The organism is Glycomyces sp. NPDC048151 (assembly GCF_043202775.1).
In the GTDB taxonomy this organism is placed as follows: Bacteria; Actinomycetota; Actinomycetes; order Mycobacteriales; family Micromonosporaceae; genus Glycomyces.
In genome coordinates this window covers 225214-246779 of the sequence record NZ_JBIDBB010000009.1, presented here as the reverse complement: position 1 = coordinate 246779, position 21566 = coordinate 225214, and the positions used below count along the sequence as shown (strand labels likewise).

Below are 21566 nucleotides of genomic sequence, written 5' to 3'. Positions count from 1 at the left end.
CGGGAGGGGCGGGCGGGCATAGGGCGTGCCCCTTCCCACCCGCATCCACCTCCGACCAACCGAAGAAATGCCATGACGATCCCATACGGGTCCGACATTCCAGCGTTCCGGCTGGTCGCGGGCGCGGGCCTGGCGGCCCGCGCCCGTTCGAGAGTTACTTGGCGATTTCCAGCGCGGGCTTCTCTGCGACGCCGAGCTCCTTGGCCTTGCCGAGGAGGCCCGAGAGCACGTCGTGGTCGCCGCCGCCCTGCATGAGCTTGACGAGCGCGGCGGAGACCGTCAGGTTCTTGACGTCCTCGCTGCCGACCCCCGACAGGACCCCCTTGAGGTCCTCGGCGAAGGACGTGGAGCCGTTGCTCCACGTGGCCGCGACGCTCTGCGCCACATCGGAGTGCGCGACGAAGCCGTCGACGGCCTTGCCGTAGCCGATCGCGCCGACGACCCGGTCGAAGAACTGGGTGTCGCCGCCGACCAGGGAGATGTCGGCGTTCGAGAGCCCGGCCGAGATGACCCCGGCCTGCTGCTCGGCGATCGAGCGGCGGGCGTCGATCTCCATGCCGCGCAGCTCCTTCTCCATCTCCAGGCGCAGGCGGTACTCCTCGTGCCCGCGGCTGGCGTCCGAGAGGGCGTCCATCGCGGCGGCCTTCTCGGTGAGGCCCGCGGACTCGGCGAGGAGCTTCTCGCGCAGGGCGTTCGCCTCAGCGGAGCCCTTCGCGGCCTGGGCCTCGGCCTCGGCCTGGCCCTTCGCGGCGGTCGCGGCGGCCTCGGCCTTGCCGATGGCGGCGTACGCCTCGGCCTCGGCCAGGCCCTTGGCCTCGGCGGCCTTCGCCTCGGCGAGCCCGCCCTTCTCGATCGCGTCCGCCTCGGCCTCGCGGACCTGGACGGCGGCCAGGCCCGGGGCGGCCGCGACGGCCTGGTCCCCTTCGGCCTGGCGGATCTTGGCGCGCGCCTCCAGCTCGGCGGCCTGCTGCGCGGCCTCGGCCTCGGTCAGGCGCTGACGCGCGAGGTGCTTCGCGGCGACCTCGGCGGCCTCGGCGGCCTTGATGTCCTTGACCAGGTTCTCCTGGGCCTCGGCCTCGGCGAGGATGATGACCTTCTGGCGCTCGCGCTCGGCCTCTTCGGTCGCGCGCAGGCGCTTGATGCCCTCTTCCTGCTCGGCGACGGTCTTCTCGACGGCGATGCGCTCGCGGATGACGTCGGCGATGTCGCGCTTCTGCGCCTCGAGCTCCTTGTTGGCGGCGATGCGGGCGAGCTCTTCCTCGCGTTCGCGGGCGACGACCTCGAGGATGCGGTCCTTCTCGATGCGCTCGGTCTCGACGGCGATGACGCGCTCGCGGTTCTTCTCGGCGACGGCGATCTCGCGGAGGCGGTTCTCGTGCTGGATGCCCGTGGCCTCTTCGGTCTTGATGCGCGCGGTCTCGCTCTTGAGGCGCTCCTCGGCCTGGACCTTCTGGACCTCGGCGGACTCGCGGGCGCGGAGGGTCTCGATCTCGCGCTGCTGGCGGATCTCGGCCTCGGTCTGGCGGCGCTCGAGTTCGAGCACGGCCTCGCGGGCCTCGACGTCCTGGCGCTTGATCTCCTTCTCCTCGGTGCGGCGGTGCTCGTTCGTGGTGACCGCTTCGACCGCGGTGAGCTGGGTGATCTTGCGGATGCCCTGCGCGTCGAGGATGTTCTTGGGGTCGAGCTGGTCCATCGGGGTCTGCTCGAGGTAGTCGATGGCCGCGTCCTCGAGGGAGTAGCCGTTGAGGTCGGTGCCGATCACGTGGATGATGCGGTCGCGGAACTCGTCGCGGTTGGTGTACAGGTCGGTGAAGTCGAGCTGCTTGCCGACGGTCTTGAGCGCCTCGGCGAACTTGGCGTTGAACAGCTCCTGCAGGGTGTCCTGGTCGGAGGCGCGCTTGGTGCCGATGGCCCCGGCGACGTTGAGGACGTCCTCGACGGTGGCGTTGACGCGCACGAAGAACGTGATGGAGATGTCGGCCCGGATGTTGTCCTGGCAGATGAGGCCGTCCTTGCCCGCGCGGTTGATCTCGATGGTCTTGACCGAGATGTCCATGTACTCGGCGCGGTGGATGATCGGCAGGACCAGCGCAGAGGTGAAGGACACCTTGCGGGTGCGCAGCTTCGTCACGACGAGGGCCTGGCCCGGCGCGACCTTCCGGTACAGCCGGATGATCATGAGCAGCAGGCCGATGAAGACGACCGCGACGACCACGAACGTGATCAGCGTCGCCGAATTGGTGGCGTCCATGCGATGGTTCCTAACGAGACTTCGGGGGAACGGGGACTAGCGAGCGGCGCGTGTTGTCAGCGTCGCGGGCGGGCGTGATCACACGATAGCCAAACCGCGCCAGGCTGTGGGTACGCGAGGTGGAGGCGGCACGAATCGGGGAGAGCGCAAACCGGTCACCGCGTGGCAATACAGCGCGGTCCACTGTGATGGAGCCGGAGCGCGCGGGCTCAGGCCTCGAAGACGACTTCGGGCGGGAGCGCGACCGGGACGACGAGGAACACCTTCTCGACCTCGTCGTAGTCGAAGACGACGACCTTCGAGTGGCGCGCGAACAGGTCCGCGTCGAGGCCCTCGGGCTCGTGCGGGGAGCGGCGGACGTTGATGAGGAGGACGTTGCCCTCGTCGTCGGTGATCTCGGCCTGGCCGGTCTCCAGGGTGACGGTGCCGGTGCGCACCACGCACACCTTGCCGACGAGGTCGGCGTGCGCCGTGGCGGGCGCGTCCTCGAAGAGCCGCCCGAGCGGGCGCGTGAGCAGCTTCGCGCCGAGCATCCCGACGCCCATCCCGGCAACGAGCACGGCGGTGCCCGTGAGCGCCGGGGGGATGAACATGTCGGCGCTGCGCACCCACGTCGTGCCGAGCACGGTCACGATCCAGCCCAACGTGATCCACAGCGAGAGGACCACGGTGAAGGGGACGGCGCCGAACCCGAAGGCCGACCAGAACCCGCCTCCGGCGTCGAGCTCGGCGTCGCCGACGTCCACGATGTCGACGTCGAGCGCGCCGACGATCACGGTGAGCCAGTACAGGACCACGACGACGAGGCCGAAGGAGAAGACGACCGGAGGGAAGGATAGGGCGATATCCAGGAACTCACTCATGGGGCACGGGTCCTTCTTGGCGAAACCGAAGGCCCGCGGGCGCTGTGCGGGCGGCTTCGGTGCTGGAGGCGTTCGGGCGGTCTCTCCGGGTCAGCGAGACCGGGCCTGCTTCTAGGGTAATGCACGCGTCCCCTCCGGGGAAGGTTGCGCAAAGCGGACGGACGGGGTGAGGCGGAGGCATCGCGGACCGGCGGCCGCACGGGGCACGGGCTGCGGACCGGAGGCCGCGCCGGACGGCGTCGTGGACCGGCGTTCCGCACCGGGAACCGGCATCGCGGATCAACGGCCGCACGGGGCGCTGGCGTCGCGGACCGGCTGCCGCACCTCCGAACCCACGCCGGACCCGGCTCGGCCCGGCACGGGGAGCCCGGCCCGGCACAGGGCAGGCCCGCGGCGGCTTCCCGCGATATGGTGTGACCGGTCGAACAACCCCGGTTCGCGGCCGGGGCGCGCCGACCGCGCATCCGAACGGCTGCGCACCGACGACGCGCAACTCGCGCAAGGAGGTCCGGTGCCCGGTTTCCAGACCGCGCTGGCGAACGCGGCCGCGGGCTGCGACGCCGCCGCCGCCCGCCTCGCCCAGGTCGCGCAGCGCCTCGGCGACGCCGCCTTCCAGACCCCGGTGGACCCCGAACTGCTGGCCGCCGAACGCCAGATCGCCGACGCGGCCGCCGCCTCCGCGCAGCAGCTGCGCACCGACCCCGGGCTCCTGCACGCCGGACGCGTCCTGCTCCACGAGGGACGCAGCGTCCCGCTCCTCGTCCCGTTCGGCGAACGCGGGCACCTCGCGACCTCCGTGGACGCCCGCGTCGAAGGCGTCGCGAACCTGGTGCGGACCGCGATCCTCCACGCCGTCGCCACCCGCGAACCGGGCGGGCTGCGCGTGGTCGGCATCGACACCGCGACGCTCGGCGCGTCGTTCGCGCCGCTGCGCCCGCTCGCCGACGCGGGCGTCATCGAAGCGGTCGCCACTGACGCGCGCGCCGCCGCCGACGCCGTCGCGCTCGCCGAAACCCAAGTGGCCGAGCACATCGCGGGCCGCCGCGCCGACCGGATGCTGCTGGTCGTCGCCTCGCTCGGCGAAGCGCCCCGCACCCTGGTCGAACGCATCGACGCGCTCGCTCGCTCGGGCCTGGCGCACGGCGTCACCGTCCTCGGCTGCGGCCTGCCCGACCTGCCGCAGGCCGCCGTCATGCACGCGTTCGAAGGCCGCGTCGAGATCACGAACCCGCCCGCCGCGCCGTTCGGCCGCGGCGAGCGCCTGGCAGCCCCCGTCGACTGGCCCGAGACGCCCGACCCGGTGTTCGTCTCCGGCGAGGCGCAGCGCCTCGCCGAACGGGCCAAGGCCGCCGCAACACTCACCTTCAGCGACCTCATTCCGGCGCAACCGGAGTCGGGCGACCCCGCGAAGGGCCTGGAAGTCCTCATCGGACGCGACGCCGCCGGGGAGGTGCGGCTGCGGTTCGACGACGCGACCCCGCACTGGCTCGTCGGCGGGCGCACCGGCGGCGGCAAGACCGTGTTCCTCCTCGACGTCCTGTACGGGCTCGCGTCCCGTTACGCCCCTTCGGATCTGGCGCTGTTCCTCCTCGACTTCAAGGAAGGCGTCTCGTTCACCGAGTTCATCCCGACCGAGCGCGACCGGAGCTTCATCCCGCACGCCCGGGCGGTCGGCGTCGAATCCGACCGCGAATACGGGCTCGCGGTGCTCAAGACGCTGAACGAGGAGATGACGCGCCGGTCGACGGTGATGAAGCGCTACGGCGTGGCGTCGTTCGCGGGCCTGCGCGGTCACGAGGCGTACCCGCGGATCGTGTGCGTCGCCGACGAGTTCCAGGTACTCCTCGCCGGGAACGACCGAGTCGCCTCCGAAGCCGTTGCGCTGCTTGAGAACCTGGCGCGCAAGGGCCGCTCGTACGGCGTGCACCTCGTGCTCGCGTCGCAGACGGTCTCGGGCATCGAGGCGCTGTGGGCGAAGAAGGACTCGATCTTCGGGCAGTTCCCGATGCGCATCGCGCTGCCGGGCGCGCGCACGGTGCTGGAGCCCAACAACGATGCGGCGTCACGGATCTCGCTCGGGCAGGTCGTGGTCAACACCGAGGGCGGCACCGCCGGGGCCGACCGGGTCGCGCGCTTCCCCGACACCGATGCGCACGTGATGCACCGGCTGCGCGAGCAGCTCGGCGAGGCCCACGCGAGCGTCGGCGCGCCGCGCGTGTTCTACGGCTACCGGCCCGTCCACCTCGCCGAGACCCTGCCGGGCGAACGCAAGCCGGGACGGGCCCTGCTCGGCCGCGAGGTCTCGATGCGCCTCGACGCGGCCGGGGTCGACCTCGACCGCCGCCCCGGGCGGCACCTGGCCGTGCTCGGCTCCGATCCCGTAGGCGGCGAAGCGCTCGAAGCGGCCGCCGAAAGCCTGGCGGGCAACGGGTCCCAGGTGTGGGGCGTCGACTTCACCGGCGCCGCCGCGCTGGACCGCGTCTCCAGCAGGATCTCGCCCGAGGCGTTCGTCGCGTCCCTCGCCGAGATCCCCGACGGCACGGTGGTCGCGGCGTGGGGCCTCGACGCGGCCGCGCTCGACATGAAGGCGCAGCAGGCGCTGCGCGCGCTCCTGCGCACCGGGCCCGCGCGGGGCGTGCACCTGCTCGGATGGTGGCGGAACTTCCGGCGGTTCACCGACGACATCGGCGGCAGCGCCGGACGCGAGGACGTCGCGTGCGCGCTCGTCCTCAACCTCCCCGGCGGCGAGATCATGGGCCACTTCGGGCAGCAGTTCCAGCACTGGAGCCCGCGCGCGGGCCGCGCGCTGCTCATCGACCGGCACGCCGACGCGAGCGCCGGGCGGCTCCTGGTCCCGTTCTCGCGCAACGAGGAACACGGACCCGGCCAGCAGCGCAGCGCCCCGATGGAGGAGAGGACCCGCCAGTGAGCGCCTTCGACGACTACATCGCGCAGCTGCGCCGCCTCGACGAGGCCCGGCGCAGCGCCGACGAGGCCGCCGCCCGGACCGCCACTGCGGCGGAGTCCCTCGGCCAGCGCACGGCCCGCCTCGCCGAGCGGGCGGCGGCGCAGCGCGCCGCCGTCGACGACCTGGCCCGCGCCGCACGCACGCCCCCGCCGCAGCGCGGCGCAGCGCCGCCGCTGAGCGGCGACCCGCACGCGGATCTCGCTGCGGCCGAAGCGGACCTGGAGGCGTCGGCTTCGGAGCTGGAGGAGGCGCGATTCCTCGCGCACCGGCCGCCGTGGCTGCCGCGGTGGCGCTCGGACGAGCGGAACGGGCTGATCTACGGGCTGTTCGCGCTGGTGTGCGTCGTGGTGCAGCTGTTCGTGCTGCGCAACGTGCGCGCGGACGACACGCTGAGCGCGATCCTGCTCGCGGCGGTCCTCATCGGCTGCCCGCTCGGCGCGTTCGGCCTGGGCTGGCTGACGATCGGCGTGGCCGCCCGCCCCAAGATCGGCGACGAGGACCAGCGCCTCGAACGCAACTACCGCCTCGGCCTGGTCCTGTGCGGCTCGACCCTGATCGTGGCCTGCCTGGGCTTCTTCAGCTGACTGGCAGGGATCACTTATCGTGTCCGCCACGGCACCGCTGCCCCTTCGCCGCGGTGGGAACACTGGAGCAGACACCTCATGACCGACACCACCAACGCCGACCAGTACGGGTCGGACATCACGCAGTACGCCCCGGTCGACAGCCCCGGCACCGGCGAGCGGATCATGAACGGCTCGACGTTCGGCAAAGGCGCTTACGGCCTGGCGGAGGACATCACCTCGGTCGTGCAGGGCGACAAGTCGATCGGAGATGCCGCAGGCGGCATCTCGGTAGACCTCACGATGCTCGCGGCCGGCGCGGCGGGCATCATCAAAGACCCGATCTTCGAGCTGGTCAACGCTGGGCTCTCCGTGCTGCTCGAACTCGTGACCCCGTTGAACGACATCCTCGAATGGGTCAGCGGCGATCCAGGCCAGATGGACGAGCAGCAGCAGGTCTGGGGTCAGGTCGAGGAAGCGCTCGGGGCGTTGAGCGAGGAGGTCGGCACCGCTGTCAGCACGACCATGCCGACATGGGCGGGCACGGCGGCGGACGCCGCGTACAACGAGCTGTACGGCCTGTCGGCCGCGATCGGTGCGATGGCGCACGAGTGCGGCGCCATCAAGCAGCTCCTGGCCTGGGCCGAGGTCGTGGCGCAGACGATCTATGCGGTGATCAAAGCGCTCATCGCGGAGTTCGTCTCCTGGGCGATCACGCGCGGCCTCGTAGCGCTGGCGGCGAGTCCCGCCTCGTTCGGCTCGTCGTGGGCGGCGTTCCTGGTGAGTGCGATCGCGAAGTACATCTCGGCGATGACCCGGACCTTCAAGAAGATGGCGATGGCGAACAGGGTCTTCGCGAAGATCGCGCCGCTGCTCGCCAAGTACTTCGTGCCTGCGGGCAAGTCACTGTGGAAGACGGTCCTCATGCGGGCGGTCATGACCGCCGGGATAACCGGCGGCCTGGGTGCGGCCACGACCGGCTACGCGCAGGCGTCGAGCCAGACAGCCGAGACCGGCGTCTTCTCCGCGGCCAGCCCGGCCGGCCTCACCGTCGATCTCGACGAACTCGATGCGCTCGCGTCGGAGCTCGACTCGCTCTCGAGCAATGGGGAGTCCATCCACTCCGTTGCGACGGGCGCCGCTTCCGAGGACATGACCTGGGGAATCACTGGCCTGTTCTTCGCGAGTTCGTACAATGGCTCATGCGGTGAGGCAGTGGAGATGACCAAGCAGCTCGGACCTGCCTGCACCGGCCACGCGCAGCGTCTGCGGGACTGCAAGGAGGCGTATGCCGGGTCCGACGAGGCGGCGGTCGCGGACTTCGAGCAGCAGTACAACCAGATCTAGTTCCGGGACGAGGCCATGGAGACCATCGCGCTGTTCTTCGCTGACGTGCTCTTCGGCGAGGCCACCAAAGCGGCTCGGCGGCGGCGGGCTGCGGCCTTCGCCGCGTCGTACGGGCTGCGCTTTCACTCCGAGGGCCGTTCGTCCGATCCGGACGCATCGGGGTGGTTCGACGAGCTGGAGATGCTGGGTGTGCCGTTCGTGCAGCCGGTCGTGGACACGTTTGCGGGCCCGTATCAGGGCAGACACGTGATCGGGTTCGAGAACATGCTGTGGAGCAAGGACAAGCGCCGCAACGTCCCGTATCGGTTCACGGCGGTGCGGCTGGTGCGGGCGGTGCCGGACATGCTTGTCGCTGAAGCGGCTCTGCCCTGGTTTGGTCCCGGCGCACTGGGCCTGCCCATGCCGGTGCCGCGGAGTGCGGGCCGGAAGGTCACGGCGGTCGATCCGGCCGCCGCCGACGCGGTGCTCGCGGCATTGAGCAGTGAAGGGCCGCTTGAGCGTTCGTGGATGGCGCGGGCGAACTGGGTCGTGACCTGGCACCGCGGCAGACTGCGGATGCGAGGCGGAGACGACGCGGCGTCGGCGCTGCGGTTCCTTTCCGCCGCGGCCGACGCTTGCGAGCGCGGGTGAGTCAGACGCGGACGACCATTTTGCCGGTGTTCTTGCCGCGCATCATGTCGAGGAACGCGTCGACGGCGTGCTCCACACCATCCACAATGGTCTCGTCGTAGGCGATCGCGCCCCGCCCGAACCACTCGGTCATCCGCGCGCCGAACTCCTCGCGCAGGTGCAGGTACCCGCCGAGCGTGAAGCCCTTGATGGTGAGGCTCTGCTGGATGATCTTGGCGAGGTTGTCCGGGCCGGGCGTCTTCTCGGTGTTGTTGTACAGCGAGATCGCGCCGCACACGGCGATGCGGCCGTCGCGGTTCATGACGTCGAGCGCGGCTTCGAGGTGGTCGCCGCCGACGTTGTCGAAGAAGACGTCGACGCCCTCGGGAGCGAGGCCCGCGAGCTGCTCCCGCACCGGCGCGTCCTTGTAGTTGAACGCGGCGTCGTAGCCGTACTTCTCGGTGAGGAGCCGCACCTTCTCAGGGCTCCCGGCCGAGCCGATGACGCGGCCCGCGCCGAGGAGCTTCGCGATCTGGCCGACTGCAGTGCCGACCGCGCCCGCCGCGCCGGAGACGAACACGGTGTCGCCCTCCTTGAGGCCGGCGATCGCGGTGAGGCCGACGTAGGCGGTCATCCCGGTCATGCCGAGGACGCCCAGGTGCAGCGAGAGCGGCACGCCCGGGATCTCGGGGACGGCGGTGAACCCGGCGGCGTCCTCCTGGACGAGGTCGCGCCAGCCGTACTGGTGGAGGACCACGGTGCCGACCGGGAGGCCTTCGGCGGCGGAGGCGACGACGCGGCCGACCGCGCCGCCGGTCATGGTCTCGCCGAGGCCGAAGGGCGGGATGTAGCTCTTGGCGTCGTTCATGCGCCCGCGCATGTACGGGTCGACCGACAGGTATTCGTTGGCGACCCTGACCTGGCCCGGCGCGAGCTCGCCGTACACGACTTCCTCCGTGCGGAAGTCCTCGTGGGTCGGCCAGCCCTGCGGGCGGCGGACGAGCTGGATCTGGGTGCTGACGGCCTCGGTCATGGTGATGCGCTCCTGCAAGTTTTGTAATGGTCGTTCCACAAACATATACTGGAACGGTCATTACGCAAAGAGAGGTTCGTCATGGGGCGCACGCAGACGTTCGACACCGCCGAGGCCGTGCGGTCCGCCCGCGCCGTCTTCTGGCGGCACGGCTACGAGGCCGCCTCCGTCCCCGCGCTCGAAGCCGCGACCGGCCTGCGCCGGTCGAGCATCTACCACGCGTTCGGCAGCAAACGGGGGCTCTTCGACGCCGCCGTCGAGTCGTACCTCGACGAGATCGTGCGCCCGCGCCTCGCGCCGCTCACCGGCACGCCCAACCCTGACGCGGTCCTCGACTACCTCACCGGCCTGCGCGAAGCGCTCGAACGCGCCGGGTCCGTCATCGCCGCCAACGGCTGCCTGCTCATCAACGCCGCCGGGGCCGACATCGCCGACGACGCGGCCGTGCGCGAGACCATCACCGCCTACCGGGCCGAACTCGGCGCGGCGATCGGCAACGGCATCCGCGCGCACCTCGCCGACCTCCCCGAAGCCGACGCGAAGCGGCTCACCGAGACCGTCACCGCCCTCGTCGTCGCCGCCTACGCCCTCGCGCGGGTCGACACCGTCAGCGCCGTGCACAGCCTCGACGCGGCGCTCGACCTCATCGGCCGGGCCTGAACGGCGGCCCGCAAAGCCCCGTCTACGCGGTCGCCTTGCGGCGCTTGAAGAGGTAGGCCAGGCCGATCGCCGGGAGCACCAGCGGCACGTACCCGTAGCCCGACCCGAAGTGCGACCACACCGAAGGCTCCGGGAACCAGCCGGGCACCGCGAAGCTCAGCGCGCCCACCGCGAGCACCCCGGCCATCTCCACGCCCACCGCCAAGAGCGCGAGCCCCCCGGCGCCGCGGATGATCGCGACCGCCGCCACGAGGTAGATGAGCGCGGCGATCGCGCTCAGCGTGAAGCTCACCGGCGCCTCGTCGAACTTCGTCACGACCTGGAACACCGCCCGCACCCCGGCCGAGACCGCGAACACGACGTAGACGAGCACGATCAGGCGCCCGAACCCGGCCGCGAGCTCCCGCGGCGCCTCGGTCACAGGGGCGTCAGCGGGCCCAGAGGTCTCAGACATGGATCTGCAGCTCCCAGATCTGGTGGATCCGCAGCATGAGCGCCGCGACGATGAGGCCCGAGGCCGCCACCGTCCCGATCCCCCACCGGCTCCGGTCGATCGAGCCCCAGAAGCTCGCCGCGACCGGCACGAGGACCGCCGTCACCATGTACGAGAAGAACAGCGCCTTCCCGCCGCCCGCCTCGCCCGGCACGATCGCGATGGCCACCGCGAGCTGCACGAGCAGCACGACCTCGAGCACCGCGACCCCGATGAGGTGGCGGCGGCCGACCAGCTGGGAGCGGGCCGTGTCGACGAAGAACCAGGCGCTCATCGCCAGCGCGGCGCCCTGGACGGCGAGGTAGAGCCATTCGATCACGCCTCGACGCTAATACAGGCCCCCGGAGCCGAATCCGAGGCCGCACCGCGAAGTGGCCGACGCGTAAAATCGGCGTGCCCCGGCCGCCACTCCCGCCCCTCGAAACCCTCCCCCGCCCCTCTCTCCCTGGAACGGATCCGCCCATGCGCGCCTTCAAGTTCAGCGCCGCCGCGCTCGCCCTCGCGGCCTGGTTCGGCCTCGCCGCCGCCGTCGTCGTCTGGTGCGTCGCGTACCTGTTCTGGGGCGAATACGAGACCGTGAACGTTCTCGACGACGGGAAGGACCAGAGCTGCGTCGGCACCTGGTGCACCGACGGGACCTGGATGCGCTCGCCCGCGACCCTCGAGGACGGCGACCCGATCACGGTCCTCGGCGACTACGAGCCCGGCATGGAGGTCGACATGCTCGTCGGCCCGCTGCCCGGCCTCGGCCTGCCCTCCCGGTTCGAGGCGATCTTCCCCCTGATCTTCGCCCTGCCCGGGACGATCACGGCGACGCTCGCGAACATCGCCTTCTGGACCGACCGTCTCGAACGCTGAGCTCGGCGGCTCGGCGGGACCCCGTCCCGCGACTAGACTTCGCGGCATGGCAGACCTCACGCATGTCGACTCGTCCGGGGCCGCCCGCATGGTCGACGTCTCCGAGAAGGACGTCTCGCACCGTTCGGCGCTGGCGACCGGGCGGCTCCTGACCACTCCCGAGGTGGTCGCGGCGCTGCGCGAGAACTCGCTGGCGAAGGGCGACGCGCTCGCGACGGCGCGGATCGCGGGCATCATGGCCGCGAAGCGCACGCCGGACCTGGTGCCGCTGTGCCACCCGATCGCGATCAGCGGCGTGAAGGTCGACCTCACCGTCACCGACGAGGGCGTCGAGATCAGCGCCCGCGTGAAGACCGCCGACCGCACCGGGGTCGAGATGGAGGCCCTGACGGCGGTGTCCGTCGCGGCGCTGACCCTGGTGGACATGGTGAAGGCTGTCGACCCGGCCGCCGTCATCACCGACGTCAAGGTCGAGGAGAAGCTCGGGGGGAAGACCGGCGCATGGCAGCGGTGAAAGCGGTCGTGGTCGTCGCCTCGAACCGGGCGGCCGACGGGGTTTACGAGGACACCTCCGGGCCGATCCTCGTCGAAGGGTTCACCCGGTACGGCTTCGACGTGTCCGGTCCGGTCGTCGTCCATGACGGCCAGGAGGTCGCCGTGGCGCTCCGCGAGGCCGTCGCAGGAGGCGCGGACCTCGTGGTCACCTCCGGCGGGACCGGCCTGACCTCGAAGGACCTCACGCCGGAGATGACCGGCAGCGTCGTCGACTTCCACGTCCCCGGCATTGCCGAGGCGATCCGCGCGGCCGGGCTCGCGAAGACCCCGCACGCGGCGCTCTCGCGCGGCATCGCCGGGGTCGCGGGCCGCACGCTCATCGTGAACCTGGCCGGGTCGCGGGGCGCGGCGAAGGACGGCCTGGCCGTGCTCACCGCCGAGTTCGTCGAGCACGCGGTCTCGCAGCTCCACGACGGCGACCACGAACGCGAGGACGGGCCGGACGAGCCGGGCTCCGCGCCGACCGAAGCGACCGCGTCCGCCGACGGCGGCGCGCACAGGAGAGGGCATTGATGACGACCGCGAACCCGCTCCCCTGGGCCGAGGCCCGCGAGACCGCTTGGGCCGCAGGCTTCGCGGCGAAACCGGCCGCGACCGAGCTGCCGTTCGGCGAGGCGGTCGGCTCCGCGCTGGCCGCGCCGCTCGTGGCCGTCTCCGACCTGCCCGCGTTCCCGACCTCCGCGGTCGACGGCTGGGCCGTCGCCGGTGAAGGCCCGTGGCACACCAACGGCGCGGTCCTGGCGGGCCAGGTGCCCGAGCCGCTCAAGCCCGGCCAGGCCGTCAAGATCGCCACGGGCGCGCAGGTCCCCGAGGGCACCGAGGGCATCATCCGCTTGGAGCACAGCGAGGTCCAGTACGGCTCGGTGACCGGGCCGGCCGCGCGCGAATGGCGCGAGGCGGGCGAGGAGGCCGGGCACGGCGAGGAGCTGCTGCCCGCCGGGACACCGGTGAGCCCGCCCGTGGTCGGCCTCGCGGCCGCCGCCGGGCACTCGACGCTGCCCGCACACGCCAGGCCCGTCACCCGCATGGTCGTCTTCGGCGACGAGCTCTTGACCACCGGGGTCTCCCGGGACGGCCGCGTCCGCGATTCCTTGGGGCCCATGGTCCCCCACATGCTGCAGGCCGCCGGGGCCCAGGCCGGGCCGAGCATCGGGCCGGTCGAGGACACCCTCGAGGCGCACGTCGCGGCGCTGCGCGAGGCACTCGACGACGCCGACCTGGTGTGCACCACCGGCGGCACCATGGTCGGTCCCGTCGACCACCTCCACGCCGCGCTCGCCGAGATCGGCGCGGAGTACGTGATCAACACCGTCGCGGTGCGGCCCGGGTTCCCGATGCTGCTGGCGCGCACCGGGAACGGGAAGTTCATCGCCGGGCTGCCGGGCAACCCGCAGTCCGCGGTGATCGCCGTCGTCTCGCTCGTCGCGCCGCTCCTGGCGGGCCTGCGCGGCCTGCCGCTGCCCGCGCTGCAGCGCATCACGCTGGCCGAGGAGATCCCCGGCCGCGGCGGGTTCACCCACCTCGCCCTCGTCGACCGGGCCGGTCACCGGCTCGGCCACCACGGCTCCGCGATGCTGCGGGGCCTGGCCAATGCCGCGGGCTTCGCGGTGATCGGCCCCGAAGCCGTTGGGGCCGAAGGCTCCAGCGTCGAACTCGCCACCGTCCCCGGAGTGTGACCATGATCCGCGCACGTGTCCTGGACGCCCCGCTCGACGTCGCCGAGCACGAGGCCGCCGTCGCCGCGGCCGAAGCCGGCGCCGTCGTGTCGTTCTCGGGCGTCGTCCGCAACCACGACCACGGCCGGGACGTGCTCCGGCTGTCCTACGAGGGGCACCCGTCCGCCGGGGAGCTCCTGCGCACTATCGCCGAGGAGATCGCGGCGCGGCCCGGCGTGCGGGGCGTCGTCGTCTCGCACCGGGTCGGCGACCTGGAGATCGGCGACCCGGCCCTCGTCGCGGCCGTCGCCGCCGAGCACCGCAAGGAGGCCTTCGACGCCTGCGCCGACCTCGTCGACGAGGTGAAGGCCCGCCTGCCGATCTGGAAGCACCAGTTCTTCGGGGACGGCACGGACGAGTGGGTCAACTGCCCCTAGGACTCGTCCTCTTTGCCCTTGCGGCCCACCACTTTCACGAGGACCACGCCGCCGACGACGACCACGAGCACGCCGAGCAGGATCGCGGCCAGCGCCGCGCCCGTGTTCGAGTCCTCGGCGGCCTGCTCGGCCTCCGGGCTGGACGCCTCCTGCGTCGCGGGCCCGGTCGCCTCGGCAGTGGCTTCGGCATCGGTCGTGGCGTCGGTCGCCGGTTCCGAGCCGGGCGCGTACAGGCCCTCGGGGATCGACTCGACGGTGAACGAGATCGCGTCGTCCACGCGGTGGCCGTCCTCGGAGATCACCCGGAACGCCAGCGTGTACTCGCCGGGCGTGGTGTAGAGCATCGGCTGGATGAACGTGTCGCCGTCGTAGCCGGGGTCGGCGACGTCCACGACCGCGCCGCTCGGGTCGGTCACCGCGATCTCCGTGGAGGCCTCGTCGAGGATCTCGGAGAAGGACGCCGTGACCTCCGCGGGGGCCTCCGCCACGGTCGCGCCGTCCTCGGGGTCGGTGCCGGTGAGGGCCGCGTGCGCGGAGGCCGGGGCGGCGAGGCCGAGCGTCAGGAGGCCGCCGCCGAGACCGGCGAGCGCGAGCGCAGCGGCGCGTTTGATGGGAGTTCGATCCATTTCGCCATAGTGCCACGGAGCGTTCGGTTCCCCATTGCGGGAAAGGTCACATCAATCACCAGGTCACAGGAGGGACGTGACTGACAGTGATCCCCGTTGGCGAATATGGCCCGGTTGGCGGAGATAGTACCGCTGACCCTCGTGTTGACGATCGCGAGAAGTTGTGGTGTGCTTACGTCCATGGTTGAACCGATCCGATGGGGAATCCTGGCGACCGGTGGAATCGCATCGACCTTTGTGGAAGATCTTGCCCTCCTCGACGATTGCCGCGTCACCGCTGTGGCCTCTCGATCGGCGGAGCGCGCCGCCGCGTTCGCCAAGAAGCACGACATCCCCCAGGCCTGGGAGTCCGTCCAGGCCCTAGCGGCGGACGACGAAGTCGACATCGTCTACGTCGCGACCCCGCACTCGCACCACTACCTGCCCACGCTCCAGCTCCTCGAGGCCGGGAAGCACGTCCTGTGCGAGAAGGCGTTCGCGTACAACGCCTCCCAGGCCCGCACGATGTTCGACGTCGCCCGCGAACACCAGCGGTTCCTCATGGAAGCAATGTGGACCCGCTGCAACCCGGCCATCCGCGAGATGCGCCGCGCCATCAAGGAAGGCATGATCGGCGAGGTCGTGTCGGTGCACGGCAACTTCTCGTTCGCCTCCGACATCCCGCCGAGCCACCGGCTCCGCAACCTCGAGCTCGCCGGGGGCGCCCTGCTCGACCTCGGCGTCTACCCGATCACGCTCGCGCACCTGGTCCTCGGCAAGCCCGACTCGATCGAGGCCCACAGCGTCATGGACACCACGGGGGTGGACGCGCAGACCGCGCTGACCCTCAAGTACCCCAACGCGATCGCGCAGCTGTCCTGCTCCTACCGGGGCGGGCCCGCCAACGAGGTCACCATCGCCGGCACCGAGGGCCGCATCGAACTGCGCGAGTACGCGTACCGGCCGAGCGGCTACACGCTCGTGCGGTACGACGAGGCGCCGCGCGAGTTCGAGGCGCCGTTCGTCGGCCACGGCTACGTCCACGAGGCGCTCGAAGTGCACCGGGCGCTGCGCCAGGGACGGCTCGAGTCGACGCTCGTGCCGCCCCAGAGCACCATCGAGGTCATGGAGATCATGGACGAGGCGCGCGCCCAGATCGGGCTGCGCTACCCCGGCGAGACCCACCCGAAGTAGACGTCTCCTGAAGGCCCGCAGGCGGATCAGTACTCGATCTGCTTGCGGGCCTCTTCGCGCTTGGCCGCGATCGCGGCGTGCTTCTCGCGCAGCCACGCCACGCGCGCCTCGGCGTTCTCGATCGCGGTCTGCTCGGCCTGCTCGACGAGCACGCCGCGCCGGGCGGCCTCGTCGCGGAAGACCTGGTCGAGGTTGGGCAGCAGGGCCATCACGGGACCGGTGAAGAACCCGGTCTCGGCCTCCTTCGTGCGGATCCAGCCCTTGTACTCGATCTCGCAGACGACCTGGCGGCGGCCGGCCTCGGGGTCGCGGATGGCGAGGTCGGCGACCATCGCCCAGATCGTGAAGATCGCGGACGTGGCCTTCTCGGAGACCCAGCCGCGGCCGGGGACGGGCGGCAGCAGGTTCTCGATGCTCTCGGTGAAGGAGTCGGTGGAGAGCTTCTGGATGATGCCGTCCAGGGAACGCGTGCGGATCGCCTTCACCTTGTGCCACTTGGCGGTCGCGCCGTCGAAGCCGACCTCCTCGGGGCCGATGTCGATCGTCCCGAAGTTGTCGAGCAGGCCCAGGAGCATCCCGGTTCCCAAGGGGGGCTTGTTGCCCGAGGTGATGAGCTTGCCGAGGCTCCACTGCCACTCCTGCTGCACCGGGGAGGCGGGCAGCGGCAGGCGCTTGAGCAGGTCTTCGAGGTCGCCTTCCTTGAACGCGGTCTTCGCGTCGGAGGCGAAGTTGACGGCACCGTCGCGCTTCTCGACGGCGTAGTTGACCGCCCCGTCGCGCTTCTCCACGGCATACCCGGTGGCGGCGTCCACTTTGCTCTTGGCGAGTCCCACTGCGGCGTCGCGCTTCTCACGGGCGGCGTCGACGCCCACGTCGACGACCATCTTGCCCGCTTCCTGCGCGCGCTGCTTCATCTGCTCGAGGCGGTCTTTCATTCCCATGCGAGCAAGATACAGGTCTGGGGCCACCGCCCGGTCACCCAGAGGAGCCGGGGTCGCCTATCTTGTCCCTACCCCCGTCGAAAGGACCCATATGACCCCCGAGCGCGACGACCTGCCCCGCCGCCGCCCCGGCCTCGCCGCCTACCGGACCCGCGAGGACGCCTACGCCCGGCCGCGACCGCTCCGCCTGGGCGACAGCGAGATGCGCGTCCTGAACGACCGGATCACGGCCCTGGCCCGCCCCTCGGCCTCCCGCAGCGACCCGCGCACGGGCCTGCCGAACCGCGCGCCCGTCCGGGCCCTGAGCGAACCGGGGCTCCAGCCCGGCCCTGGCGAAGGGGTCCTCTCGGTCCTCGCCGACGGCGGCGGCGCCGCCCCGGTGGTCAGCGTCGACGGCGTCCCGGTCTCGGTCGGCGACGGCCAGCTCGACCTGGTGCTGCTCGCCGGAACCCACCGCGTCGAAGTCCAATCAACCTACACAGTGGACCCTGTGGACATCGCGATCACGGACGGCGGCACGTACACCCTCCAGTTCTTCGAAGACCCCGCCACCGGCCGCGCCGTCTTCGGCGAGCTCCCCGAGACGCGGGACTTCATCCCCACGAGCGCCGGGTGCTGGTCCTGGCTGGCGCTGACCTCCCTGATCTGCTGCCTTCCCATGAGCGGGGCCATGATCGGACTCCCCAGCGAGGACTGGCACCTGCCCTCGGGCGTCGCCCTCGGCGTCCTCGCCGTGGTCCTCATCGTCACCGGCCTGCCCCTGTACCGCCGCGCCAAGGCCAAGTACCACCGCGACCTCGCAACGCAACGCCAGGCCGCGCCCCGCGAGCCCGTCCCGCACGGCACCGACGCGATCCACCTGGGCGCCAAGCCCACCGCGCTCCCACCGCTCCCCGAAGGCACGGCCGCCATCGACCTCCGCCTCACCTGCGGCAGGCACCTGTGGGCGGGCCACCGCAAGGCCGCGCACGGCTCGTTCCTCGCCCGCGCCTGGACCCGCCCGCCCCGCGTCTACATCAACGGCACCGAGCGGCCCGCCTCCTGGGGCCACTGGCGCTACCTCGTCCCCACCGGCGCCTACCAGGTCACCGTCGCGATCGACGGCCGCCCGCTCAACCTCGACATCCCGGCCCGCCACACCGGCAACCCGGAGAAGCAGCGCGACCTCCGCATCGAAGCCCATGCGGGCCGAGCGACTGCGGTGCACGCCGAAGCCCACGTCTACGCGGTCTGGCGCCCCGCCACCGGCGACATCGAATCCTACGAACCCCGCCTCTGGCTCGAACCCGCCTAGCCGTTCAGCAGAGCGGCGTACTCACGCTGCAGCTCGACGAGCTTGGGCGCGAACAGGTACTGGTGCTGCTGGCTCTTCGCGTCGGCGCCCCGATCGAGGTCCGGCGTCGCGTAAATGAACCATCCGCCTCGCGACAGCCACACCACTCTGCGCCGGTCCCGCTCCTTCCGGGCGGCCTCTGCCACCCGCTGCGCGACCCCGGCATCCCTGGCCCACACGGTGACCTGCACTGAGGTGTCGAGGAACTCGTTGACCTTTCCCGCGATCGCGCGGCCGATGAGATTCTTCGTGAACCGGCCCTCCTTGATCACAGGCCTGTCGGCTCTGAACCCGGCGGCCCTCGCGAACTCGCCGGGCGCCTCGCACCAGGCCGCCTCGTCGGGCACTTCTCCACGGCTGGAACGGTAGTCGCAAATCAGCTCCGGCAGCGGCGCCGCGAGCGGCAGCACCCACACCCGGTACGGCAGGACCTTCCCGTCCTCATCCGCATCGCACACGCACAGGTTCTCGAACCGCACCCCGCCGCGCTCACCGCGCACCAGGCTTCGCACCCGCTGCACCGGCAACCCGAACGCACGCAAGCGCTCCAGCACAGGCGCCCACTGCGGCAGCGCGAACGCCTCGGCGTCGCTTTTCACGTCGACGAACTCGTACCCGTTGGCGCGAGCGTTCGTCTTCCAGATCCGCGCGTCGGCATTGACCTCGTCGAGCTTCGTCGTCGCAGGATCGAGAGTCGCATCGCCCAACACCAGATCGGTCAAGAACACCGCATTGTCGAGCCGGTGCCACTTGCGCTCCTGGTCGTCCGGGCCTCCGGCCCAGGTCCCGCTCACCGCGCCGACTCCCAGAGCCGGTGTACCGCTGTGAGCGCGTTCAGCAGCGAGGCGACTGCGCTCTCGGGCTCGGCCGGGACGTGCCGCGCCTCCGCCCGGAAGACCATCAGCCAACGCCCGCGCACGGCCCAGCTGACATAGAACGGGTCCCGCTCGAACGGCACCGCGGCGAGGGCGTTCGCCTTGTCGAGCGACGTCGTGTGCAGCTTCGGCATCGTCAACCGGTCGGCCGCGCCTTCGACGGCCTTGGCGAACCCGCGCCCGAGAGCGTGCTTCTTCAGCGCTCCAGGCACTTTCAGTACGCTGTCGGGCTCGTTCCAGGGACCGGTGAACAGCTTGTACTCGCCCAGTCGCGGGTACCACTCGACGTGGTACGGCCGCCGTTTGCGCAGCGCCTGGTCGTGGACGACCTCCAGTCGCTCGTCCCGCACTGGCGTGCAGACGAACCGGTAGGGCCAGTGCGTGCCCGCCGCGCCGAAGTTGAGCGTGTCGAAGGTCGTGAACGGCACGCCGTCCCACGAGCCCTCGCACAAGCCCGTGACCTCGTTGAGGGGCAGCCGCAGCGCCCGCATGTCGTCGAGGAACGCCGCCAGCCGCTCTCCCGGGTCGAATCCGGGCGCGGACACCCCGCCCCGGTACGCGAAGTTCTCGCCGCCCGAGAAGTCACGCCAGTGCTCGACCCAGGTCCGCCCGATCTCACGGGGCGTGGGCTCGCGCCGCAGGTCGTCATCGGGGTCGGGGAACGGGTCGTCGAGGATCTTCGCGGCGATGTCTAGCGTCTTCTCGATCCTGCCGGGCTCCTTCGGCCCGTACGGGTAATCAGCGTGCATCAGGGCTACTTCCTGTAGCGGCGCAGGTCGATGCCCGAGCCGTCCGTGAACGAGATCCGGCGGTACACCCCTGCGGGCTTGTACCGCCGCAGGATGCGGGTCCGGCGGAGCCGATCGACTTCGCCTTCGTACTCGTACTGCGCGTCGCGCACCTCGATGAGCGTCCGGATCGGCACCGGCTCGGTGTACTCGTTCGGCTCGCCGCTGCCGCTCAGGAACTTCCCGCAGGTGCGGGCCCGCACTTCGATGAACGCGATCCGCCGGTTCGTGAACACCCACAGCCCACGGCAGCGCAGCGCGGGCGTCGCCATCCGGCCCATCATCGATTCGCGGCCCCGTCCGCGCAGGACCACGTCGGGGCCTTTCGTCTTCTTGCCGTCGGGGCCGCCTGAACTCGCACCGCTGAGCCCTTCACCGATGACTGCGAGCACGATCAGCAGCACCACCGAGCCGACGATCCACAAGAGCGTCAGCAGCGCGACCCGGGCCGTGCGGCGCAGGACCTGTTCACCTGTCCACGGCGGCTTCGGCACACCGTCGAATACGGGCAGCCTCCATTGCGGGATCCAGTCGATGACGCGTTCGTCGGGCTCGAGCCACTGCCGGTCGAGCAGGCCCGGCGAGTCGAGGCGCAGGTCGAATTTCGGGGTTCGGGGCATCGGGGGGCCTTCACAGCCGGGGGCGTCGGCTACCGCCCGTGCTCGCGGTCGAAACTCGCGCGCATGTGCTCGGGAAGCGTGTCGCGGACCATGCCCATGACGTCCATCCGGTCGCCCAGCAGCGACTGCGCCATCTCGGTCATCTTGACCCCGTACTCGGCCTTGGCCTGTTCGATGAGCATGATGATCGCGGGCCCCAGGCTCTGGCGCATCCGCATCGCGTACTCGTCGATCCCGATCTCGGCGACCTTGCCTTCAGCGTCGAGCTTCACGCGAAGCAGGCCGTCGTCGGAGACGACCTCGATCCGGTCGGCGCCCATCTCGTCCGCGAGCCGGTTGTACCGCTCCATCATCTGCTCGGCGTCGGCCTGCATCTGCTCGAGACGCCGCATCATCTCCTGGGGGTCGCGGTTCATGTCGCTCATCGTCAGGCCTCCGTCTCGGGTTCGATTCGCGTGAGGCCGCCGCCGAACACGTCCTCGCCGACGGAGACGCCCATGATCCGGCTCATCTCCGCGGACAGGTCGGCCTGGACCTTCCGCTCCGCGGCCTTGATGGTCTCGACGATCACTTCGCCGAGCTCGACGCCGCTCAGCTCGAACGCACTGAGCCGCAGGTCGAGCACCTTGATGTTCCCTGCGGCGCCTGCGACGACGCGCACCTTGCCGTCCTCGCTCACCGCCTCGCCCTCGGCCTCGGCGGCGAGACGTTGGATCTCACCCGCTTTGCGCTGCATGTCCGCTGTCGGATCCGCGTCCACGGCGCCTCCCTTCGATCTCGCCGCGCTCGCATTTCGCCCGCGGTTCACCTGCATGCTAACCGGGGCCTGCACCTCTCACCGAGGGGTGCCTAGCGCGCACGGAAAGAAGCGACAACACCGCCACTGGCCCCAGCAGTTAACAGTGACCTATATTGGCT

General features: G+C 71.1%; 24 protein-coding genes. 12 read left to right on the top strand and 12 right to left on the bottom strand.

Going from position 1 to position 21566, the window contains the following annotated elements; all coding sequences use genetic code 11:
* Positions 1 to 154: 154 nt before the first annotated feature.
* Together ACGGCP_RS22535 and ACGGCP_RS22530 are read right to left on the bottom strand one after the other, a co-directional pair.
* Entirely contained in the window at positions 155 to 2251 is a 2097-nt protein-coding gene (locus ACGGCP_RS22535; protein ID WP_392969401.1) for a flotillin family protein, read from the bottom strand.
* Positions 2252 to 2460: 209 nt separating this feature from the next.
* Positions 2461 to 3114: a hypothetical protein gene (locus ACGGCP_RS22530; RefSeq protein WP_392969398.1), complete on the bottom strand. Its 654-nt coding sequence runs from the start codon at positions 3112 to 3114 to the stop codon at positions 2461 to 2463.
* A gap of 511 nt (positions 3115 to 3625) precedes the next feature.
* Here ACGGCP_RS22530 and ACGGCP_RS22525 point away from each other — a divergent pair.
* The 4 genes from ACGGCP_RS22525 (at position 3626) to ACGGCP_RS22510 (ending at position 8622) form a co-directional block, all read left to right on the top strand.
* On the top strand, positions 3626 to 6043 hold the full coding sequence (locus ACGGCP_RS22525) for an FtsK/SpoIIIE domain-containing protein (RefSeq protein WP_392969395.1): 2418 nt from the start codon (positions 3626 to 3628) through the stop codon (positions 6041 to 6043).
* Positions 6040 to 6666, top strand: coding sequence for a hypothetical protein (locus ACGGCP_RS22520; RefSeq protein WP_392969392.1), 627 nt, complete (start codon positions 6040 to 6042; stop codon positions 6664 to 6666). Before ACGGCP_RS22525 ends, ACGGCP_RS22520 begins: the two co-directional genes overlap by 4 nt.
* Before the next feature lie 78 nt (positions 6667 to 6744).
* Positions 6745 to 7992, top strand: a complete 1248-nt coding sequence (locus tag ACGGCP_RS22515; RefSeq protein ID WP_392969389.1) for a hypothetical protein — start codon at positions 6745 to 6747, stop codon at positions 7990 to 7992.
* A gap of 15 nt (positions 7993 to 8007) precedes the next feature.
* The gene (locus tag ACGGCP_RS22510; RefSeq protein ID WP_392969386.1) at positions 8008 to 8622 is read left to right on the top strand and encodes a hypothetical protein; all 615 of its coding nucleotides are present in this window, start codon (positions 8008 to 8010) and stop codon (positions 8620 to 8622) included.
* A gap of 1 nt (position 8623) precedes the next feature.
* Here ACGGCP_RS22510 and ACGGCP_RS22505 read toward each other — a convergent pair whose 3' ends face one another.
* Positions 8624 to 9634 (bottom strand): NADP-dependent oxidoreductase, encoded by a 1011-nt coding sequence (locus ACGGCP_RS22505; RefSeq protein ID WP_392969383.1) that lies wholly within the window; start codon positions 9632 to 9634, stop codon positions 8624 to 8626.
* 81 nt (positions 9635 to 9715) lie between these two features.
* Here ACGGCP_RS22505 and ACGGCP_RS22500 point away from each other — a divergent pair, with 81 nt between their 5' ends.
* Positions 9716 to 10294, top strand: coding sequence for a TetR/AcrR family transcriptional regulator (locus ACGGCP_RS22500; RefSeq protein ID WP_392969380.1), 579 nt, complete (start codon positions 9716 to 9718; stop codon positions 10292 to 10294).
* Positions 10295 to 10316: 22 nt separating this feature from the next.
* On the opposite strand, the gene ACGGCP_RS22495 is transcribed toward ACGGCP_RS22500, so the two are convergent.
* Together ACGGCP_RS22495 and ACGGCP_RS22490 are read right to left on the bottom strand one after the other, a co-directional pair.
* A complete protein-coding gene (locus ACGGCP_RS22495) occupies positions 10317 to 10748 on the bottom strand; it encodes a hypothetical protein (protein WP_392969377.1) in 432 nt (143 codons plus the stop codon).
* A complete protein-coding gene (locus ACGGCP_RS22490) occupies positions 10741 to 11106 on the bottom strand; it encodes a hypothetical protein (protein WP_392969374.1) in 366 nt (121 codons plus the stop codon). Before ACGGCP_RS22490 ends, ACGGCP_RS22495 begins: the two co-directional genes overlap by 8 nt.
* Before the next feature lie 143 nt (positions 11107 to 11249).
* Between ACGGCP_RS22490 and ACGGCP_RS22485 the strand changes: the two genes are divergently transcribed.
* From ACGGCP_RS22485 to ACGGCP_RS22465, 5 genes are read left to right on the top strand one after another with little or no spacing between them, the layout of a single operon-like run.
* Complete coding sequence (locus tag ACGGCP_RS22485; RefSeq protein WP_392969371.1) at positions 11250 to 11645, top strand: hypothetical protein; 396 nt, start codon at positions 11250 to 11252, stop codon at positions 11643 to 11645.
* Between the two features lie 46 nt (positions 11646 to 11691).
* The gene (gene moaC / locus ACGGCP_RS22480; protein WP_392969368.1) at positions 11692 to 12159 is read left to right on the top strand and encodes a cyclic pyranopterin monophosphate synthase MoaC; all 468 of its coding nucleotides are present in this window, start codon (positions 11692 to 11694) and stop codon (positions 12157 to 12159) included.
* Positions 12147 to 12713, top strand: coding sequence for a molybdenum cofactor biosynthesis protein B (locus tag ACGGCP_RS22475; protein ID WP_392969365.1), 567 nt, complete (start codon positions 12147 to 12149; stop codon positions 12711 to 12713). Before moaC ends, ACGGCP_RS22475 begins: the two co-directional genes overlap by 13 nt.
* Positions 12713 to 13876, top strand: coding sequence for a molybdopterin molybdotransferase MoeA (locus tag ACGGCP_RS22470; RefSeq protein ID WP_392969363.1), 1164 nt, complete (start codon positions 12713 to 12715; stop codon positions 13874 to 13876). The genes ACGGCP_RS22475 and ACGGCP_RS22470 overlap by 1 nt, the downstream gene beginning before the upstream one ends.
* Positions 13877 to 13878: 2 nt before the next feature.
* The gene (locus ACGGCP_RS22465; protein WP_392969360.1) at positions 13879 to 14292 is read left to right on the top strand and encodes a molybdenum cofactor biosynthesis protein MoaE; all 414 of its coding nucleotides are present in this window, start codon (positions 13879 to 13881) and stop codon (positions 14290 to 14292) included.
* On the opposite strand, the gene ACGGCP_RS22460 is transcribed toward ACGGCP_RS22465, so the two are convergent.
* Positions 14289 to 14918, bottom strand: a complete 630-nt coding sequence (locus ACGGCP_RS22460; protein WP_392969357.1) for a copper resistance CopC family protein — start codon at positions 14916 to 14918, stop codon at positions 14289 to 14291. The genes ACGGCP_RS22465 and ACGGCP_RS22460 overlap by 4 nt on opposite strands.
* Positions 14919 to 15098: 180 nt before the next feature.
* On the opposite strand from ACGGCP_RS22460, the gene ACGGCP_RS22455 reads away from it, so the two are divergent.
* On the top strand, positions 15099 to 16091 hold the full coding sequence (locus ACGGCP_RS22455) for a Gfo/Idh/MocA family protein (protein WP_392969354.1): 993 nt from the start codon (positions 15099 to 15101) through the stop codon (positions 16089 to 16091).
* 26 nt (positions 16092 to 16117) lie between these two features.
* Here the strand turns inward: ACGGCP_RS22455 and ACGGCP_RS22450 are convergent, their stop codons facing one another.
* On the bottom strand, positions 16118 to 17032 hold the full coding sequence (locus tag ACGGCP_RS22450) for a hypothetical protein (RefSeq protein WP_392969351.1): 915 nt from the start codon (positions 17030 to 17032) through the stop codon (positions 16118 to 16120).
* 91 nt (positions 17033 to 17123) lie between these two features.
* On the opposite strand from ACGGCP_RS22450, the gene ACGGCP_RS22445 reads away from it, so the two are divergent.
* Entirely contained in the window at positions 17124 to 18326 is a 1203-nt protein-coding gene (locus ACGGCP_RS22445) for a hypothetical protein (RefSeq protein WP_392969349.1), read from the top strand.
* Here ACGGCP_RS22445 and ACGGCP_RS22440 read toward each other — a convergent pair.
* The 5 genes from ACGGCP_RS22440 to ACGGCP_RS22420 are packed head-to-tail and all read right to left on the bottom strand — an operon-like array spanning position 18323 to position 21408.
* Entirely contained in the window at positions 18323 to 19159 is an 837-nt protein-coding gene (locus ACGGCP_RS22440) for a hypothetical protein (RefSeq protein WP_392969346.1), read from the bottom strand. The two genes, ACGGCP_RS22445 and ACGGCP_RS22440, sit on opposite strands and share 4 nt — an antisense overlap.
* A complete protein-coding gene (locus ACGGCP_RS22435; RefSeq protein ID WP_392969343.1) occupies positions 19156 to 19989 on the bottom strand; it encodes a hypothetical protein in 834 nt (277 codons plus the stop codon). The genes ACGGCP_RS22440 and ACGGCP_RS22435 overlap by 4 nt, the downstream gene beginning before the upstream one ends.
* A gap of 5 nt (positions 19990 to 19994) precedes the next feature.
* Entirely contained in the window at positions 19995 to 20648 is a 654-nt protein-coding gene (locus ACGGCP_RS22430; RefSeq protein ID WP_392969341.1) for a hypothetical protein, read from the bottom strand.
* A 29-nt stretch (positions 20649 to 20677) separates the two neighbouring features.
* Entirely contained in the window at positions 20678 to 21073 is a 396-nt protein-coding gene (locus ACGGCP_RS22425; protein ID WP_392969339.1) for a YbaB/EbfC family nucleoid-associated protein, read from the bottom strand.
* A 2-nt stretch (positions 21074 to 21075) separates the two neighbouring features.
* Positions 21076 to 21408 (bottom strand): YbaB/EbfC family nucleoid-associated protein, encoded by a 333-nt coding sequence (locus tag ACGGCP_RS22420; protein WP_392969337.1) that lies wholly within the window; start codon positions 21406 to 21408, stop codon positions 21076 to 21078.
* Between the last annotated feature and the right edge of the window lie 158 nt (positions 21409 to 21566).

What these genes read in the sequence shown, in the direction of transcription:
- ACGGCP_RS22535 (WP_392969401.1), bottom strand. Translation starts at nt 2,251, where the DNA reads ATGGACGCCACCAATTCGGCGACGCTGATCACGTTCGTGGTCGTCGCG.
- ACGGCP_RS22530 (WP_392969398.1), bottom strand. Translation starts at nt 3,114, where the DNA reads ATGAGTGAGTTCCTGGATATCGCCCTATCCTTCCCTCCGGTCGTCTTC.
- ACGGCP_RS22515 (WP_392969389.1), top strand. Translation starts at nt 6,745, where the DNA reads ATGACCGACACCACCAACGCCGACCAGTACGGGTCGGACATCACGCAG.
- ACGGCP_RS22510 (WP_392969386.1), top strand. Translation starts at nt 8,008, where the DNA reads ATGGAGACCATCGCGCTGTTCTTCGCTGACGTGCTCTTCGGCGAGGCC.
- ACGGCP_RS22505 (WP_392969383.1), bottom strand. Translation starts at nt 9,634, where the DNA reads ATGACCGAGGCCGTCAGCACCCAGATCCAGCTCGTCCGCCGCCCGCAG.
- ACGGCP_RS22500 (WP_392969380.1), top strand. Translation starts at nt 9,716, where the DNA reads ATGGGGCGCACGCAGACGTTCGACACCGCCGAGGCCGTGCGGTCCGCC.
- ACGGCP_RS22495 (WP_392969377.1), bottom strand. Translation starts at nt 10,748, where the DNA reads ATGTCTGAGACCTCTGGGCCCGCTGACGCCCCTGTGACCGAGGCGCCG.
- ACGGCP_RS22485 (WP_392969371.1), top strand. Translation starts at nt 11,250, where the DNA reads ATGCGCGCCTTCAAGTTCAGCGCCGCCGCGCTCGCCCTCGCGGCCTGG.
- moaC (WP_392969368.1), top strand. Translation starts at nt 11,692, where the DNA reads ATGGCAGACCTCACGCATGTCGACTCGTCCGGGGCCGCCCGCATGGTC.
- ACGGCP_RS22475 (WP_392969365.1), top strand. Translation starts at nt 12,147, where the DNA reads ATGGCAGCGGTGAAAGCGGTCGTGGTCGTCGCCTCGAACCGGGCGGCC.
- ACGGCP_RS22470 (WP_392969363.1), top strand. Translation starts at nt 12,713, where the DNA reads ATGACGACCGCGAACCCGCTCCCCTGGGCCGAGGCCCGCGAGACCGCT.
- ACGGCP_RS22465 (WP_392969360.1), top strand. Translation starts at nt 13,879, where the DNA reads ATGATCCGCGCACGTGTCCTGGACGCCCCGCTCGACGTCGCCGAGCAC.
- ACGGCP_RS22460 (WP_392969357.1), bottom strand. Translation starts at nt 14,918, where the DNA reads ATGGATCGAACTCCCATCAAACGCGCCGCTGCGCTCGCGCTCGCCGGT.
- ACGGCP_RS22455 (WP_392969354.1), top strand. Translation starts at nt 15,099, where the DNA reads ATGGTTGAACCGATCCGATGGGGAATCCTGGCGACCGGTGGAATCGCA.
- ACGGCP_RS22450 (WP_392969351.1), bottom strand. Translation starts at nt 17,032, where the DNA reads ATGGGAATGAAAGACCGCCTCGAGCAGATGAAGCAGCGCGCGCAGGAA.
- ACGGCP_RS22445 (WP_392969349.1), top strand. Translation starts at nt 17,124, where the DNA reads ATGACCCCCGAGCGCGACGACCTGCCCCGCCGCCGCCCCGGCCTCGCC.
- ACGGCP_RS22435 (WP_392969343.1), bottom strand. Translation starts at nt 19,989, where the DNA reads ATGCACGCTGATTACCCGTACGGGCCGAAGGAGCCCGGCAGGATCGAG.
- ACGGCP_RS22430 (WP_392969341.1), bottom strand. Translation starts at nt 20,648, where the DNA reads ATGCCCCGAACCCCGAAATTCGACCTGCGCCTCGACTCGCCGGGCCTG.
- ACGGCP_RS22425 (WP_392969339.1), bottom strand. Translation starts at nt 21,073, where the DNA reads ATGAGCGACATGAACCGCGACCCCCAGGAGATGATGCGGCGTCTCGAG.